The organism is Massilia sp. X63 (assembly GCF_041023745.1).
Taxonomy (GTDB): domain Bacteria; phylum Pseudomonadota; class Gammaproteobacteria; order Burkholderiales; family Burkholderiaceae_D; genus Telluria.
The window spans coordinates 114,521-130,146 of the sequence record NZ_JBFTEF010000001.1 but is presented as its reverse complement, the minus strand read 5'-3'; the positions used below and the strand labels follow the sequence as shown (position 1 = coordinate 130,146).

Below are 15,626 nucleotides of genomic sequence, written 5' to 3'. Positions count from 1 at the left end.
AATCTGCTCGCACCATCAAGCCACCAGCAGCCAGTTCTCGCGCAGGCAGCGCTCGAACTCCGCCGCCGGCAGCGGCTTGCTGTACAAGAAGCCCTGCACCTCGTCGCAGCCCGACGCGCGCAGGAAGGACAGCTGCGCCAGGGTCTCCACGCCTTCCGCGATCACGCGCAGGCCGAGCTGCTGGGCCATGCTGACGATGGTGCCGGCGATCGCGCAGTCGCTCGCGTCCTCCGGGATGCCGGTGGTGAACGAGCGGTCGATCTTCAGGGTGTCGATCGGGAAGCGCTTCAGGTAGGACAGGCTCGAATAGCCGGTGCCGAAATCGTCCAGCGACAGCGCCACGCCCAGCTGGTGGATGCGGTCCATGATGGCGGTGACGCGCTCGAAGTCGTGCATCAGGGTGCTCTCGGTGATCTCGAGTTCCAGCCAGGAGGCGTCCAGCTGGTAGCGCGCCAGCGTGGCGGCCACGCGGTTCGGGAGCGACTGGGTGAACTCGCGCGCCGACACGTTCACCGCCAGGCGCAGCGGCGGCATGGCGGCGCGCTGCCAGATCGCGGCCTGGGCGCAGGCCTGCTCCAGCACCCACTCGCCCACCTGCACGATCAGGCCGGTGCTTTCGGCCAGCGGAATGAACTCGGCGGGCGGCACGATGCCGCGCGTCGGGTGCACCCAGCGCACCAGCGCTTCGGCGCCGACGATGCGGTCGCTGCCGATCTCGAACTTGGGCTGGTAGTACAGGGTCAGCTCGCCGTTGCCGAGCGCCTGGCGCAGGCCGGACTCGATGCGCATGCGCTCCTGCATGCCCTGGTTCATGTCCTGGCTGTAGAAGGCCACGCTGCGGTCGGGATTCTCGTCGAGCTGCTTGGCCCGTTCCATCGCGATGTCGGCCAGGCCCAGCAGGGTCTCGGCGTCGCTGCCGTCCTGCGGATAGACGCTGATGCCGATGCTGGCGCCCACGCGCAGGTCGTGGCCGCCGATGATGAAGGGCGCGTCGAGCGCGGCCTGCAGCTTCTGCGCCACCGTGGTGGCCTCGAAGTGCTGGCGGATGTCGAACAGGCCCACCGCGAATTCGTCGCCCGACAGGCGCGCCACCACGTCTTCGTCGCGCAGCGTGTTGCGGAAGCGCTCGGCCGCCTGCTGCAGCAGCTCGTCGCCGATGCGGCGGCCCAGGGTGTCGTTGATGCGCTTGAAGCGGTTCAGGTCGATGAACAGCACGCAGCCGGCGGCCTCGTTGCGCTGGGCCACCATCAGGGCCTGGTCGACCAGGCGCGCGAACAGGGTGCGGTTCGGCAGGCCGGTGAGCTCGTCGTAATAGGCCAGGTGGTGCAGCTGTTCCTCGGCCTGCTTGCGTTCGGTGATGTCGGTCAGATAAGCGATCAGCCCGATCGGGCGCTCGGCCAGGTCGCGCAGCGGCGACAGCGACAGGCTGGCCCAGAACACCTCGCCCGACTTCTTGCGGCGCCGCACTTCCATCATGCGCCCGCCCTGCTCGGCGAAGCTGTCGTGGAAGCCCTCGTCCTCGTCGGCGTACAGGAACAGGATGTTGCGGCCGATCGCCTCCAGCGCGCTGTAGCCGAACAGTTCCTCGGCGCCGCGGTTCCAGCTGGTGATGTAGCCCATCTGGTCCATGGTCAGCACCGACTCGTGGATCTGGTCGAGGATCTGCGACTGGTGCGCGAGCTGGGCTTCCATCTGCGCGTAGGCGTGGGTCGAGCGCACCGCCAGGGAATGCACCTGCAGCAGCGAGGCGGTCAGCTGCGCCAGGGCGGCCAGCTTGCGCGCGTCCTCGGCCGACCAGGCCGGGCGCCCGGTCACCTCGTAGACGCCGAACTGCTCGGCGGTTCCGGCCACCACCTGGCGCAATACCGCGCCGGCGCCGTCCGGGCCGGCAGCGGCGGCGCCGGGCAGGAAGCGCCCGGTAGCGCCGTCCAGCAGCGCGCAGGCGATGCGTCCCAGTTCCTGGTGCAGAGCCTCGCCGCGCAGTTTCAGGACGGCGTCGCAGGCGGCCGTGGTCGCGCCGGCGAAATCCAGCGCGGTCACGACCGGGACGGCGGCGGGCAACTCACACATTGCGGCCCACCTGGATCGCCCAATGATAGGCGTTCAGCTGGCTGTTCCACCAGCCGGCGGCATCGAGGCCGGCCGCGCCCAGCGCCTCGTGCGAGGGATGGGTTTCGGTCAGGCGCAGCCAGCTGCCCAGGGTGCCGCTGCGGTGCAGCAGCGCATCGGCCACGTGCTGCGGCAGGTGCAGGTCGGCCACGATCTCGGCCATCGGCATCTGCAGCAGCCGGTCGAGCAGCGAGAACACGCCGGCCATGAAGGCCAGGTCGCAGTCGTCGCGGGTGCCCCCGCCCTGCTTGCACAAGGCTTCGAGCTGGGCGGCGCGGCGCGCAGCCAGCGGCAGCAGCAAATTGGGCAGGCCGTCGGCCTGCTGGCGCGCGTATAGCAGCAGCTGCAGCCAGCGCTGCAACTGGCGCCGGCCGAGCAGGGTGATGGCCTGGTTGAAGCTGGTGATCTGGGTGCTGACCGCGAAGGCGGCCGAGTTGACCAGCTTGAGCAGGTGGTAAGAGAGCGTCGGATCCTGCTTGAGCTGCTGTTCGAGCTCGCGCGAATCGGCGTCGCGCGACAGCAGGCCGAGCAGCGTCAGGATGCGGCGCCGCGAACTGCCGTCGTGGCTGTCGCCGGCCAGCAGCGGGTCGCAGGGGTAGTCGCCGCTGAACCAGTCGAAGCCGGTCAGCTCGCTTTGCGTGAAGCTTGCGGCGCTGTCGACGCCGCGCGCCAGGTGCGGGCCGAACAGCGCGGCCAGGCGCGTGGGCGGCAGGGGCTCGCGGGCGCAGTCGCGCGCGATGGTGCGCAGCGCCGGCGGCACCGGCGCGCCGGGCGGCGGCGCGCCCTCCAGCCACAGGCGGTAGCCGAGTTCGTGCAGTTCGGCGAGGCGGCGCGCCATGCCGTCGCGGCCCAGCGCCGCGGCCGCGACCACGAAGCCGATGCGGTTGGCCGGCATCAGGGCCAGTACCGGTGGCGTCAGCGCGACCGGGTCGTCGAGCATGATGAGTCCGTCGAGCGGCGCGATCGCGGCCAGCAGGTCCGGCGTGCCGAACACGGCCTGCAGGCGCTGCGCCAGCCCGTCCCCGCCGGCGATCCGCAGGCATAGCGCGACCCACTCGTTGCGCCCATTGGCGACCGGGTCGATTGCTACCAGCGGAAACGAGTCAGGGTCCAGCTCGGCCATTTCGGGAGGGCTCTCAGTGATATTCGACCAATCTTATTGCACCGATTATCGGAAAGCAACATCTTTATTTCTTTGGAGATACTTTTTGTATCACTCATGCATAAGCGCGACTTTCCGAACGCTGCACGGCGAAGCGGATCAGCTCGGCCTGTCCTTCGATGCCGAGCTTGCGCTTGATGTTGAGGCGGTGGGTTTCCACGGTGCGCACCGAGAGCGCGAGGGCGCGGGCGATCTGCTTGTTCGACTGGCCGGCCGCGATATGCTCCAGCACTTCCTGTTCGCGCAGGGTAAGCAGGCCGTCGGGAGCCGCCGGGCCGGCCAGCTGGCGCGCCAGCGCCGCGCTGTAATAGATGCCGCCGCCCATCACGGTATCGATCGCCAGCACGATGTCCTTGCCGGGCGCGTCCTTCAGCACGTAGCCGCGGGCGCCGGCCGCCATCGCCTGGGTCACGTATTCCGGCTTGTCGTGCATCGACAGGATCAGCACCGCGATGCCGGGGAAGCACGCGGTCAGGCGCGCCGTGGCCTCGATGCCGCTGCCGCCCTTCATGTTCACGTCCATCAGCACCAGGTCGGGCCGGCAGGCGCCGGCCTGGTCCAGGGCTTCCTGGCCGGACCCGGCCTCGCCCACCACGCGCAGGCGCGGCGCCGCTTCCAGGCGCGCGCGCAGGCCGTCGCGCACCAGGGGATGGTCGTCCACCAGCAGGATCCGTACTTCCTTTCCCTCTTCCGTCATATTGCCTCCTTCAAGTCGATGCTGGCCACCACGCGGGTGCCGAGCGGGGACGAATCGATCTCGAGCCTGCCGCCGATCGCTTCCATCCGTTCCATCATGTTGCGCAGGCCGATGCCGCGCTGCGGGTGGCGGGCGATGTCGTGGGCGTCGAAGCCGCCGCCGTCGTCCGCGATGGCCAGGCTCAGGCAGCGGCCGCGCCGCGCCAGCAGCATCTCGACCCGGCCCGCGCCGGCGTGGCGCGCGGCATTCGTGAGCGCCTCCTGGGCGATGCGGAACAGCACCGTGCCCGCCATCTCGGGCAGCGCGTCGACCGCGCCCTCGGTACGGAAGCGCACCGGGGTGCCGCTGTGCTGTCCGAATTCGCCGGCCAGGTGCTCGAGCGCCGGCGCCAGGCCCAGGTCGTCGAGCAGCGCCGGGCGCAGGTCGTGCGAAATGCGGCGCACCTCGCCCAGCACCGACTTCACCTGCTCCACGGTGCGCTCGAGCGCGCCGCGCGCGGCCTGCTGCTGGCCCGCGTCGCCGTCCAGGCGGATGATGCCGGCCTCCAGCTGCAGCTTGACCGAGACCAGCGCCTGGCTGATCCCGTCGTGCAGGTCGCGCGACAGGCGCGCCCGCTCTTCTTCCTGCGATTCGACCACGCGCTGGGCCAGCGCCTTGAGCTTGGCGTCGGCCACGCGCAGCTCGCGCAGGTTCAGCACCAGGCCGCCGCTCGCGACCGCCACCGAGGCCAGGATCGCCAGGCCGGCGATCCACAGCAGGGTCTCGTCGATGTTGCGCGACTGCTGGGCGTCCACCTGGGCCAGCGCGGCCTCGACGTCGTCGAGGTAGATCCCGGTGCCCATCATCCAGCCCCAGTGCGGCACCGGCACCACGAAGCCGAGCTTGGGGGCCGCCTGGTGCGAAGTCGGCTTGACCCAAATGTAGCGGTGGAAGCCGCCGCCGGCGCGGGCCCGTTCGATCAGGCGCTGGATGGTGGGTACGCCCTTGGCATCGACCCAGTTCCACATGTCCTTGCCCACCAGCTCGGGCTGGCGCGGGTGCATCAGGCTGCGGCCTTGCATGTCGTAGACGAAGAAATAGCCGTCGTCCCCGAAACTCAGGCTGCCCAGGATGCGCTTGGCCTCGTCCAGGGTAGCCGGGTCGCTGCGGCCGGAGCGCACCAGGTGGCCGATCGACTGGCTGGCCATGGCCACGTAGTGGCGCAGCTCGGCTTCCTTGCTGGCCAGGTAGGCGCGCTGGATGGTGGCGCGCTGCTGCCGCGCCAGCTCGACGGCCTGCTGGCGCACGAACAGGGCGATCGCGCACAAGGCCACGATCAGCGGCGCGATCGCCAGCACGATGACCTTTTGCCTCAGTTGCATGGGACTCCCGGTTTGCTACGGTTCAACAATATTTCGGATATGCATTTTACGGGCTAAGCCGGCCGCCCGCCTACGTAGTAGTACGCAGGCACTGCGTAATGGTGCGCTTGTCGCCCTGATATTGGTGCAACATACTCTCTGCTACGCTGTCCTAAAAATCCGCCGGTTTGTCCCGTACGACCGGCCACAACAAGTAGTCATTCCACCTCGGAGGAGCACCATGAAACGCATGTCGAGCACGCTCGGCTGGATCGCGCTAGCGATCCTCGGCGCCTTTTCGCTCGGTTTCATCGCCGTCAAGCGCGGCGAAACCATCAACGCCATCTGGATCGTCGCAGCCGCCGTCTGCGTCTACCTGATCGCCTACCGCTTCTACAGCAAGTTCATTGCCTATAAAGCACTGGGCCTGGACCCCTTGCGCCAGACGCCCGCCTACAAGTACAACGACGGCCTGGACTACGTCCCGACCAACAAGTACGTGTTGTACGGCCACCACTTCGCGGCGATCGCCGGCGCCGGTCCGCTGGTCGGTCCGGTGCTGGCGGCCCAGATGGGCTACCTGCCCGGCATGATGTGGATCCTGGCCGGCGTCGTCTTTGCCGGCGCCGTCCAGGACTTCATCGTGCTGTTCATGTCGACCCGTCGCGACGGCCGCTCGCTCGGCGACCTGATCAAGTCCGAGATGGGCGAGATCCCGGGCCTGATCGCGCTGCTGGGCTGCTTCATGATCATGGTGATCATCCTGGCGGTGCTGGCGCTGATCGTCGTGAAGGCGCTCACCGGCTCGCCCTGGGGCACCTTCACCGTGATGGCCACCATCCCGATCGCGCTGTTCATGGGCCTGTACTCGCGCTACGTGCGCGTCGGCCGCATCGGCGAGGTCTCGATCATCGGCTTCGTGCTGCTCATGCTCGCCATCATCGGCGGCCAGTGGGTGCACGACTCGCCGACCCTGGGCCCGATGTTCACCTTCACCGGCACCGAACTGACCTGGCTGCTGATCGGCTACGGCTTCATCGCCTCGGTCATCCCGGTGTGGCTGCTGCTGGCCCCGCGCGACTACCTGTCGACCTTCCTGAAGATCGGCACCATCGTGGCGCTGGCGATCGGCATCCTGATCGTCGCCCCCGACCTGCGCATGCCGGCCACCACCAAGTTCATCGACGGCAGCGGTCCGGTCTGGTCGGGCAACCTGTTCCCCTTCCTGTTCATCACCATCGCCTGCGGCGCGGTGTCGGGCTTCCACGCGCTGATCTCGTCGGGCACCACCCCGAAGATGCTGGAGAACGAAACCCACGCCCGCTTCATCGGCTACGGCGGCATGCTGATGGAATCCTTCGTCGCCATCATGGCCCTGGTGGCGGCATCGACCATCGATCCGGGCGTCTATTTTGCGATGAACAGCCCGGCTGCGGTGCTGGGCACCACCGCGCAGTCGGCGGCGGCGGCCGTGTCGCAGATGGGCTTCGTGATCACGCCGGATTTGCTGGAACAGATGGCGCGCGACGTCGGCGAGCACACCATCATCTCGCGCGCCGGCGGCGCGCCGACCCTGGCGGTGGGCATGGCCCACATCCTGTCGAACGTGGTGGGCGGCCAGACCATGATGGCCTTCTGGTACCACTTCGCAATCCTGTTCGAGGCCCTGTTCATCCTGACCGCGGTGGACGCGGGCACCCGCGCCGGCCGCTTCATGCTGCAGGACCTGCTGGGCGCCTTCGCCCCTTCGCTGAAGCGCACCGAGTCGCTGCCGGCCAACCTGCTGGCCACCGGCCTGTGCGTGGCCGCCTGGGGCTACTTCCTGTACCAGGGCGTGGTCGATCCGCTGGGCGGCATCAACACCCTGTGGCCGCTGTTCGGCATCGCCAACCAGATGCTGGCCGCCGTCGCGCTGATCCTCGGCACCTGCGTGCTGTTCAAGATGAAGCGCGCCCAGTACGCCTGGGTGACCATCGTGCCGACCATCTGGCTGCTGGCCTGCACCCTGACCGCCGGCTGGCAGAAGATCTTCGACGCCAACCCGAAGGTCGGCTTCCTGGCCCACGCCGACAAGTTCCAGGCCGCGCACGACGCCGGCACGGTGCTGGCGCCGGCCAAGACGGTCGAGCAGATGGAGCGCATCATCTTCAACGACTACGTCGACGCCGCACTGGCGGGCTTCTTCATGATCGTGGTGCTGTCGGTGCTGGTGTACGGGATCCGCACGATCCTGGCCTCGCGCGCCAGCAGCGGCCCGACCGCGAAGGAAACCCCATACGTCGCCATGCCTACGCCGCAGGTGCCGTGATGTTCGGCGCCCTGGTCGATGCAGGCGTACAGGCCACCAGGCAGGCCGGCAAGTACCTCGGGCAGAGCATGCGCCTGATGGTCGGCCTGCCCGAGTACGACACCTACCTGGCCCACATGGAGCGTACCCATCCGGACCAGACGCCGATGACGTACGAGGAGTTTTTCCGTGAGCGCCAGGAAGCCAGGTATGGCGGCAAGCGGGCTACCTGCTGCTGAGGGGCGCGATGCCCCTTGAATGAGGGAGGGGCGCTGCGGCGCCCCTCCTGCTTTTCCGGCCTGCGCTGGCGTGCGGCGCCCATCTTCCGCATGTTGACATCCGTCAACGCTCACCCGCCCCCTTGAACGTATATTTTTTTCTTGCGGGAATTTGCATTCCGCAAAGGAAGCCCTGCGTCGTCCGGCGCCGGGCCGTTCCGCCGTGCCTGCGGGATCAGAATGCCGAACTTCGAGCGCTCCAGCCTGAACCAGAAGCTGACCATCATCTCGCTGCTCTCGACCGCGACCGCGCTGATGTTCGTGTTCGCCGCCTTTACCGCGACCTCGGTCGCCACGCACCGCAAGACCGAGGCGATGCAGCTGTCGACCTTCGCCCAGGTGATCGCGGCCAGCAGCGCCGACTACCTGCTGCTACGCGACCGCCCGCGCGCGCACGGTGCCCTCGGCGCGCTCGCCGCCAAGCGCGACATCGCTGCCGCCGTCCTGTACGACCGCAACGGCCAAGCCTTCGCGCAGTACCTGGCCGGTAGCAGCGGCGCGACCGAAGACATCCCCCACCCCGAGGCGCTGGCGGGCGTCGACGCCGAGACCCTGGCCGCCGCCAATGAACAGGGGCGGCAGCTGCTGTCGCGCCGCATGCGCCTGTACCAGCCGGTGATGGCCGGCACGCTGCAGGTGGGCGTGGTCATGATCGAGACCGACATGGTGTCGACCTGGGCCGACCTGCTGGCCGGGCTGGCGGTGATGGGCCTGGCGATGGGCGCCTCGCTGGTGGTGTCGGTGTGCATGGCCGGCCGCTTCAAGCGCAGCATCGCCGAACCGGTGACCAAGCTGATCCAGGCCGCGCAGAAGGTGTCGTCCAGCCAGAACTACAGCCTGCGCATCGCCCACCAGCGCACCGACGAACTGGGGCAGCTGATCGACAGCTTCAACACCATGATGGCGCAGATCGAGGACCGCGGCGCGGCCCTGCTGCACCACCGCGACGAGCTGGAACGCCAGGTCGGCGTGCGTACCGAGCAGCTGGAGAAGGCCAAGAACGCCGCCGAAGCGGCCAGCCGCGCCAAGAGCGCCTTCCTGGCCACCATGAGCCATGAGATCCGCACCCCGATGAACGGCGTGCTCGGCATGACGGAGATGCTGCTCGCGACCCCGCTCACCGACGCCCAGCGCAACTACACCACGCTGGTCAAGCGCTCGGGCGAGCACCTCCTGGTGATCATCAACGACATCCTCGACTTCTCCAAGATCGAGGCCGGCAAGCTGACCATCGAGTACATCAACTTCAACCTGTGGGACCTGCTGGACGACATCCACAACGTCTACACCCCGCAGGCCGCCGGCAAGGGCATCGGCTTCGACTTCGACATCGCCAACGACATCCCGGTGGCGATCTGCGGCGATCCGAACCGGCTGCGCCAGATCATGGCCAACCTGCTGGGCAACGCCATCAAGTTCACCGAGCAGGGACGGATCCTGGCGCGGGTGCGCGTGGCCGGCGAAGATACCCAATCGGTGATGCTGCGCTTCGAGGTACACGACACCGGCATCGGCATCTCGCGCGAAGCGCGCGCGCGCCTGTTCGAGGCCTTCTCGCAGGCCGACGATTCCACCACCCGGCGCTACGGCGGCACCGGCCTGGGGCTGGCGATCTCGAAGCAGCTGGTGGAACTGATGGGCGGCGCGATCGGCGTCGACAACGCGCCCACGCGCGGCTCGATCTTCTGGTTCACGGTCAGCTTCGACAAGCGCCGCGTCGATCCCGATGCGCCGGATGCGCCCGGCCACCGCCAGCACACGCTGGAAGGCTTGCGCGTGCTGGTGATCGACGAGCAGGAGGAAAGTCGCGAGGACCTGGCCCAGCAGCTGCAGGCCTGGCGGGCGAGCTGCGACAGCGCGGCCAGCGCGGCCGCGGGCTACGAACGCCTGCTGAGCGCCGCTCGCGCCGCCCGCCCCTACGACGCGGCCGTGATCGACATGGAACTGACCCACACCAGCGGCCTGGCGCTGGCGGCCTCGATCAAGGCCGATGCCGGCGGGCGCGCCACCCACTTGGTGCTGCTCAGCCCCGAGCGGCTGGCGGCCGACCCGGTGCAGCGGCGCACTGCCGGCGTGGCCTACCAGCTGGTCAAGCCGGCGCGCGCGGCCGACCTGTACGCCTGCCTGGCCGCCTGTGCGGCGCGCCTGCACGCGCCGGCGGCCGCCGCCGGCGCAGCCCCGGTCGCGTCCGCCCAACAGCGGCCCGCCCCTGCCGGATGCGACGGCACCGGGGCATCTCCAGCGCCCGCCTCGGCCGCCGGACCCGGCCGTCCGGCGCCGCGCGCCCGGATCCGCCGCGTGCTGCTGGCCGAGGATAACCCGGTCAATGTCGAAGTCGCCAAGGCGATGCTGGAAAGCCTGGGCATCGAAGCGCATTGCGCGCGCAACGGCCAGGAAGCCCTGCAGGCGGTGCGCACCGGCAGCTTCGACGCGGTGCTGATGGACTGCCAGATGCCGGTGATGGACGGCTTCGCGGCCACCGCCGCGATCCGCCGCCACGAGCGCGAAGCCGGCCGCGCACGCACCCTGCCGGTCATCGCGATCACCGCCAACGCCCTGCAGGGCGACCGCGAATCCTGCCTGGCCGCGGGCATGGACGACTACCTGTCCAAGCCCTTTACCCAACAGCAGCTGGCCGCCGTGATCGGGCGCTGGGTCGGGGTGCCGCTGGCGGCCAGCAGCCACCACGACGACGGCCCGCTGCGCGCGCCGCCGCGCCTGCCCGTGGAAACGGTCGAAGTGATCCAGCGCGAGGCCGTCAACCGGGTCGCGCTCGACAACATCCGCGCGCTCAGCCGCAATGGCGGCGACGCGCTGGTGCAGAAAGTGATTGCCGCCTACGTCGGCGACACGCCGCGCCACCTTGCCACGCTGCGCGAGGCGGTCGACGGCATGGATGCGAGCAGCGTACGGCGCGTCGCCCACGGCCTGAAATCGGCCAGCGCCAACATCGGCGCGGCCCGCCTGGCGACGCTGTGCAAGGAACTCGAACAGCTCGGGCGCGCCGACACGGTCGCCGGCGCCGACCGCATCCTCACCGACATGGAACACGAATTCCAGACCGTGCGCCATTCGCTCCACGCCCTGCTTGAAAAGGAAACCTGAAATGCCTTCTTCTCTACCTAAGCGCGGAACGGTCCTGGTCGCCGACGACGACCCGGTGATGCGCCTGCTGATGCTCGAGATGCTGGCCCAGGTCGGGCTGGACGCGATCGACGCGGCCGACGGCGCGCTGGCGGTCGAACTGGCCGCCAGCCGCTCGCCCGACCTGATCCTGATGGACGTGGAGATGCCGCGCATGGACGGCTTCGCGGCCTGCGAAGCGATCCGCCGCGCGGAAGCCGCCAGGTCCGGCGACGGCGCCGGCGTGCCGATCGTGATGGTCACCGGCGGCGACGACCTGGAAGCGGTGACGCGCGCCTACGAAGCCGGCGCCACCGACTTCGTGTCCAAGCCGATCAACTGGCCGATCCTCGGCCACCGCGTGCTGTACGTGCTGCGCGCCAGCGACGCCATCGCCCGCCTGCGCATCGCCGACGCCCAGAACCGCGCAGTGCTGGCCGCCATCCCGGACACCTTCTTCCGCCTCGACCGCGACGGCTTCTACCTGGACTACGAGCCGGGCCACGAGAGGCCGGGCCACGAGAGGCCGGGCCGCGAGCGCTCGTCCCGCGGCCGCGCCGCGCTGCGCCAGCCGCAGCCGTGTGTGGGCAAGCACATCACCGACGTGCTGCCGCCCGAGATCGCGGCGCGCATGCTGGAACAGATGCGCGCGGTGCTGGCCACCCAGCAGGTGCGCTCGGTCGAGTACGAGCTGGAGACCTGCGGCGAGGCGCAGCATTTCGAGGCGCGGCTGGTGGCCACCGGCGCCTCGCAGGTGCTGGGCCTGGTGCGCGACATCAGCGAGCGCAAGCGCGCCGAGGAGCAGATCAGGCGCCTCGCCTACTGCGACAGCCTGACCGGCATCCCGAACCGCCAGGCCTTCCTGGAGACGCTCGAGCGCGAGCTGCAGCGCTCCAAGGTCGGCAACAAGAAGTTCGCGGTGCTGTTCATGGACCTCGACGCCTTCAAGCGCATCAACGACACGCTCGGCCACAATGCCGGCGACATGCTGCTCAAGATGGTGTCCGAACGCTTGCGCGAGACCACCCGCCCGAGCGACCTGGTATCGCGCGGGGACGGCTCGGGCAGCGCACCGGCCGGCCATCCAGGCAAAAGCGGGGCCGACCACACCAGCAACCTGGCGCGCCTGGGAGGCGACGAATTCACCATCCTGATTCCCGACCTCGAACGGGTCGAGCACGCGCTCAACGTCGCTACCCGCGTCAAGGAGGCGATGCGGCGGCCCTTCCTGATCGAGGGCAACGAGATCTTCGTGACCGCCAGCATCGGCATCTCGCTGTTCCCCGAGGACGGCGACGATTGCGGCTCGCTGCTCAAGTTCGCCGACACCGCGATGTACCACGCCAAGAACTGCGGCAAGAACAACGCCAAGCTGTACAGCTCTTCGCTGACGATGCAGATCATGAGCCATGTGAAGCTCGAGGTGGGGCTGCGCAAGGCGCTGCAGAACGACGAGCTGTACCTGGTCTACCAGCCGCAGCGCGACGTGCGCACTTCCGAGATCGTCGGGGTCGAGGCGCTGGTGCGCTGGCGCCATCCGGAGCGCGGACTGGTGCCGCCGACCGAATTCATCCCGCTGGCCGAGGAGACCGGCCTGATCGTGCCGATCGGCGAATGGGTGCTGCGCACCGCCTGCCGCCAGGCCAGGGCCTGGCAGCGCCACGCCCAGCGCATGGTGCGCATGGCGGTGAACCTGTCGGCCAAGCAGTTCAAGGACGAGAACCTGTCGCAGATGGTGCACTCGGCCCTGCTCGACGCCGGCCTCGAGCCGCGCCTGCTGGAGCTGGAGCTGACCGAAGGCACGCTGATGGACGACGCGCGCGCCACCATGGTCACGCTGGAGCAGCTGCGCGGCATCGGGGTCTACCTGTCGATCGACGACTTCGGCACCGGCTACTCGTCGATGAACTATCTCAAGCGCTTCGACGTGCGCGCACTGAAGATCGACCGCAGCTTCATCAACGGCCTGCCGCAGGATTCGGAGAACGCCACCATCACGCGCGCCATCATCGCGATGGCGCACGGACTCAAGATGGTGGTGGTGGCCGAGGGGGTCGAGACCGGCGAACAGCTGCTGCTGCTCGAGCAGTACGGGTGCGACATGGTGCAGGGCTACTTCCTGGGCCATCCGTCGAGTGCGGAAGACATTACCGGCATGCTGCTGGCGCCGCTGCTGCTGCCCGCCAAGTAGTCAGGGCACGAAGCGCAGGCTGTGCGCCGCCGGTCCCGGCAACAAGGGCACCGGCTGCGCCTTTACCCACTGCGCGTGCCCGGCCAGGAAGAAGGGCGACAGCGGATGCCCGCTCTGCCCGCCCGGCATGTTGTACAGCCCCTCTTCCTCGCGCCCGGGCGACACCGCCATGCGCTCGGACTGCCCGAACTTCGGTCCGGCCACGCGCGGCATGTTGGCGTCCCCGGGCAGCTGGTCCGCCGGCGCTCCCAGCACCGGCGCCAGCGCCGGCACCGCGATGCTGATCGGATGCGCGATCGCGGCCACGTTGCGGCGGCCCCAGGTGGCCTGCGCGAGCGGCCGGCCATCGCGGGTCAGGTCGGCGATCACGCGGTCGACGGCGTCCAGTTCGAGCGCGCGCCAGTCGGCGTAGCCCGGCGGCAGCCAGCCGGCCGGGCGGGCGTCGAGCAGGCGCGCCAGCACCTCGGGCCAGCGGCTGGTGGCGCTGGCCAGCGTCGCCTTCGGCTCGAGCGCCCCGAGCGCCTGGTTGGCACGCCCGAACAGCAGCCCGTTCAGCGCCCACATGCTGTTGCGCGCCAGCCGGTAGCCGACCGAGCCGACGCTGGCGCGGCCGTCCCAGCTGGTTTCCAGCAGGCGCCGGAACTCGGCGCGCTGCGGATGGCCCGCCAGCGCCTTCGGGTCGAGCGCCGCCAGCAGGCGCGCGCGCCAGCCGGCCACGAACAGGGCGCGGTCGTCGAGCGCGGCGCCGGCGGCCCGGCGCACATCGACCCCGGCGCCGAGCGCGCGCAGGCCTTGCGCCAGCTGGTGGTTGCGCGCGCCAAGGTCGAAGCCGCCGTCGCCGATCAGGGCGGCGCCCTCGCCCATCAGCTGGCGGCTGTTGGCGGTGGTGATCTGGCCGCCGGCCGGATTCACCACGCGCGGATAGGCTTGCGGCGCCAGCAGCGCGCTCCAGGTCGGCGCACCCTCTTCCAGCGGGAAGGTGGTGGCCAGCATCGGCGTGGTGCGCTGGGGCAGCGGGCCGGCGATGGTCCAGCCGATGTTGCCTGCCGCGTCGCCGGCCACGAAATTCTGCGCCGGGATGCCGTCGATGGCGGCGATCGCCAGCGCCTGCTCCACATTGGCAGCCGTCTCCAGCTTCATGTGGTTGAAGTTCACCGCGGCCGGGTCGTGGGCGATCCAGTGCACCGCGTACTCGCGCCCGCCGCTTTCACGGATCGGGCCGAGCGAAGTCTCGCGCACCACGAAGCGTTCCGGCAGCGCGCCCTTCACGGCGATCGGCTCGACGTGCCTGGCCGGGGTCTCCCAGCCGCCAGGCAGGCGGACCTGGCCCGGGCGCGCCGGATCGCGGCCGAGCGCCACCACGTCGACCAGGTCGGCATAGCTGTTGGTGAAGGCCCAAGCCACCTGGCCGTTGCTGCCGACGATGATGGTCGGCGGCGCCCCCGGCAGGCTGACGCCGGCCAGGCGCCGCTGCCCGCCCTTCGGATCGGGAAAGCGCAGCGCCAGGCGGTACCAGATGTTGGGCAGCTGCAGGCCGAGGTGCATGTCGTCGGCGACGATGGCCGCGCCGCTGGCGCTGCGGCTGCCGGCGAGCGCGTAGTTGTTGCTGCCGACCCCATCGACAAAGGCCGCGCCCGCGAGCTGCACGGCCTGGCCGGCGGCCGGGCCCCACCATGCCGGCGCCTGGTCCGGGATCGGCGCCTCGCCGGGCGCCGCCGCGGCCGCGCCGGCATCGAGCGTCGCGTCCCAGCGGCTCGCTTCCGGCAGCAGGAAGGCCAGCTGCGCGGGCGTGCTGTGCGCGCGCAGCCAGCCGCGCGCCAGTTCGCGCGGCTCCTGGTTGTTCTGCAGGTCGATGTACATGGCCCAGACCACCAGCAGCGAGTCGGCGGCGTCCCAGGGTCGCGCCTCGGTGCCGGTCAGCGCGTATTCGAACGGTTTGGCGCGCAGCGCCTGCAGGCCGTCGTTGACCCCGGCCACGTAACGGTCGAGCAGGGCCCGGTCCGCTGCCGGCAGGCGCGCCAGCGCCGCCTGGGCGCGGGCCCGGAAGCGGTGCAGCCGGCGCGCGCGGTCAAGCGGCAGCGCGCGCGGGCCGAACAGCTCGGCCAGCTCGCCGGCGGCGGTGCGGCGCAGCAAATCCATCTGGAAGAAGCGTTCCTGGGCGTGAACGAAGCCGGTGGCATAGGCGACGTCAGGCCGGTTGGCGCCGCTGATCAGCGGAACGCCGGCCGCATCACGCGCCACCGTCACCGGGGCATGCAGGCCCGGCGTGCGGCGTTCGCCGTCGAGCTGGGCCAGGCTGGCGCGCAGGTACAGCCAGCCGGCGCCGAGCGCCAGCAGCAACAGCGCCGCCAGTCCGGCCAGCCCGCGCAGGGTCCAGGTCTTCCATTGGCGCCGCCACATGTTGACTCCCCCTTTATTTTTTGGTGTATCTTGCCAGAA

9 protein-coding genes are annotated in these 15,626 nt (G+C 69.7%); 4 read left to right on the top strand and 5 right to left on the bottom strand.

Going from position 1 to position 15,626, the window contains the following annotated elements; all coding sequences use genetic code 11:
* Positions 1 to 15: 15 nt before the first annotated feature.
* From AB3347_RS00555 to AB3347_RS00540, 4 genes are all read right to left on the bottom strand, one after another.
* Positions 16 to 2,070, bottom strand: a complete 2,055-nt coding sequence (locus tag AB3347_RS00555; RefSeq protein ID WP_369089825.1) for a putative bifunctional diguanylate cyclase/phosphodiesterase — start codon at positions 2,068 to 2,070, stop codon at positions 16 to 18.
* Positions 2,063 to 3,232 carry an HDOD domain-containing protein gene (locus AB3347_RS00550; protein ID WP_369089824.1) on the bottom strand — a complete coding sequence of 390 codons (1,170 nt, stop codon included), beginning with the start codon at positions 3,230 to 3,232 and terminating at the stop codon, positions 2,063 to 2,065. The genes AB3347_RS00555 and AB3347_RS00550 overlap by 8 nt, the downstream gene beginning before the upstream one ends.
* 94 nt (positions 3,233 to 3,326) lie before the next feature.
* Positions 3,327 to 3,968: a response regulator gene (locus tag AB3347_RS00545; RefSeq protein ID WP_369089823.1), complete on the bottom strand. Its 642-nt coding sequence runs from the start codon at positions 3,966 to 3,968 to the stop codon at positions 3,327 to 3,329.
* The gene (locus AB3347_RS00540; protein ID WP_369089822.1) at positions 3,965 to 5,329 is read right to left on the bottom strand and encodes a cache domain-containing protein; all 1,365 of its coding nucleotides are present in this window, start codon (positions 5,327 to 5,329) and stop codon (positions 3,965 to 3,967) included. The genes AB3347_RS00545 and AB3347_RS00540 overlap by 4 nt, the downstream gene beginning before the upstream one ends.
* Positions 5,330 to 5,549: 220 nt before the next feature.
* On the opposite strand from AB3347_RS00540, the gene AB3347_RS00535 reads away from it, so the two are divergent.
* The 4 genes from AB3347_RS00535 to AB3347_RS00520 all read left to right on the top strand — a co-directional run bounded on the left by AB3347_RS00535 (position 5,550) and on the right by AB3347_RS00520 (position 13,187).
* Entirely contained in the window at positions 5,550 to 7,616 is a 2,067-nt protein-coding gene (locus AB3347_RS00535) for a carbon starvation CstA family protein (protein ID WP_369089821.1), read from the top strand.
* Positions 7,616 to 7,834: a YbdD/YjiX family protein gene (locus AB3347_RS00530; protein WP_369089820.1), complete on the top strand. Its 219-nt coding sequence runs from the start codon at positions 7,616 to 7,618 to the stop codon at positions 7,832 to 7,834. The genes AB3347_RS00535 and AB3347_RS00530 overlap by 1 nt, the downstream gene beginning before the upstream one ends.
* Before the next feature lie 219 nt (positions 7,835 to 8,053).
* Positions 8,054 to 10,978: a response regulator gene (locus AB3347_RS00525; protein WP_369089819.1), complete on the top strand. Its 2,925-nt coding sequence runs from the start codon at positions 8,054 to 8,056 to the stop codon at positions 10,976 to 10,978.
* A 1-nt stretch (position 10,979) separates the two neighbouring features.
* Complete coding sequence (locus AB3347_RS00520; RefSeq protein WP_369089818.1) at positions 10,980 to 13,187, top strand: putative bifunctional diguanylate cyclase/phosphodiesterase; 2,208 nt, start codon at positions 10,980 to 10,982, stop codon at positions 13,185 to 13,187.
* Here the strand turns inward: AB3347_RS00520 and AB3347_RS00515 are convergent, their stop codons facing one another.
* A complete protein-coding gene (locus AB3347_RS00515) occupies positions 13,188 to 15,587 on the bottom strand; it encodes a penicillin acylase family protein (RefSeq protein WP_369089817.1) in 2,400 nt (799 codons plus the stop codon).
* Between the last annotated feature and the right edge of the window lie 39 nt (positions 15,588 to 15,626).

Coding starts and splice junctions, on each gene's coding strand:
- AB3347_RS00530 (WP_369089820.1), top strand. CDS start 7,616: ATGTTCGGCGCCCTGGTCGATGCAGGCGTACAGGCCACCAGGCAGGCC.
- AB3347_RS00550 (WP_369089824.1), bottom strand. CDS start 3,232: ATGGCCGAGCTGGACCCTGACTCGTTTCCGCTGGTAGCAATCGACCCG.
- AB3347_RS00555 (WP_369089825.1), bottom strand. CDS start 2,070: ATGTGTGAGTTGCCCGCCGCCGTCCCGGTCGTGACCGCGCTGGATTTC.
- AB3347_RS00535 (WP_369089821.1), top strand. CDS start 5,550: ATGAAACGCATGTCGAGCACGCTCGGCTGGATCGCGCTAGCGATCCTC.
- AB3347_RS00545 (WP_369089823.1), bottom strand. CDS start 3,968: ATGACGGAAGAGGGAAAGGAAGTACGGATCCTGCTGGTGGACGACCAT.
- AB3347_RS00520 (WP_369089818.1), top strand. CDS start 10,980: ATGCCTTCTTCTCTACCTAAGCGCGGAACGGTCCTGGTCGCCGACGAC.
- AB3347_RS00515 (WP_369089817.1), bottom strand. CDS start 15,587: ATGTGGCGGCGCCAATGGAAGACCTGGACCCTGCGCGGGCTGGCCGGA.
- AB3347_RS00540 (WP_369089822.1), bottom strand. CDS start 5,329: ATGCAACTGAGGCAAAAGGTCATCGTGCTGGCGATCGCGCCGCTGATC.
- AB3347_RS00525 (WP_369089819.1), top strand. CDS start 8,054: ATGCCGAACTTCGAGCGCTCCAGCCTGAACCAGAAGCTGACCATCATC.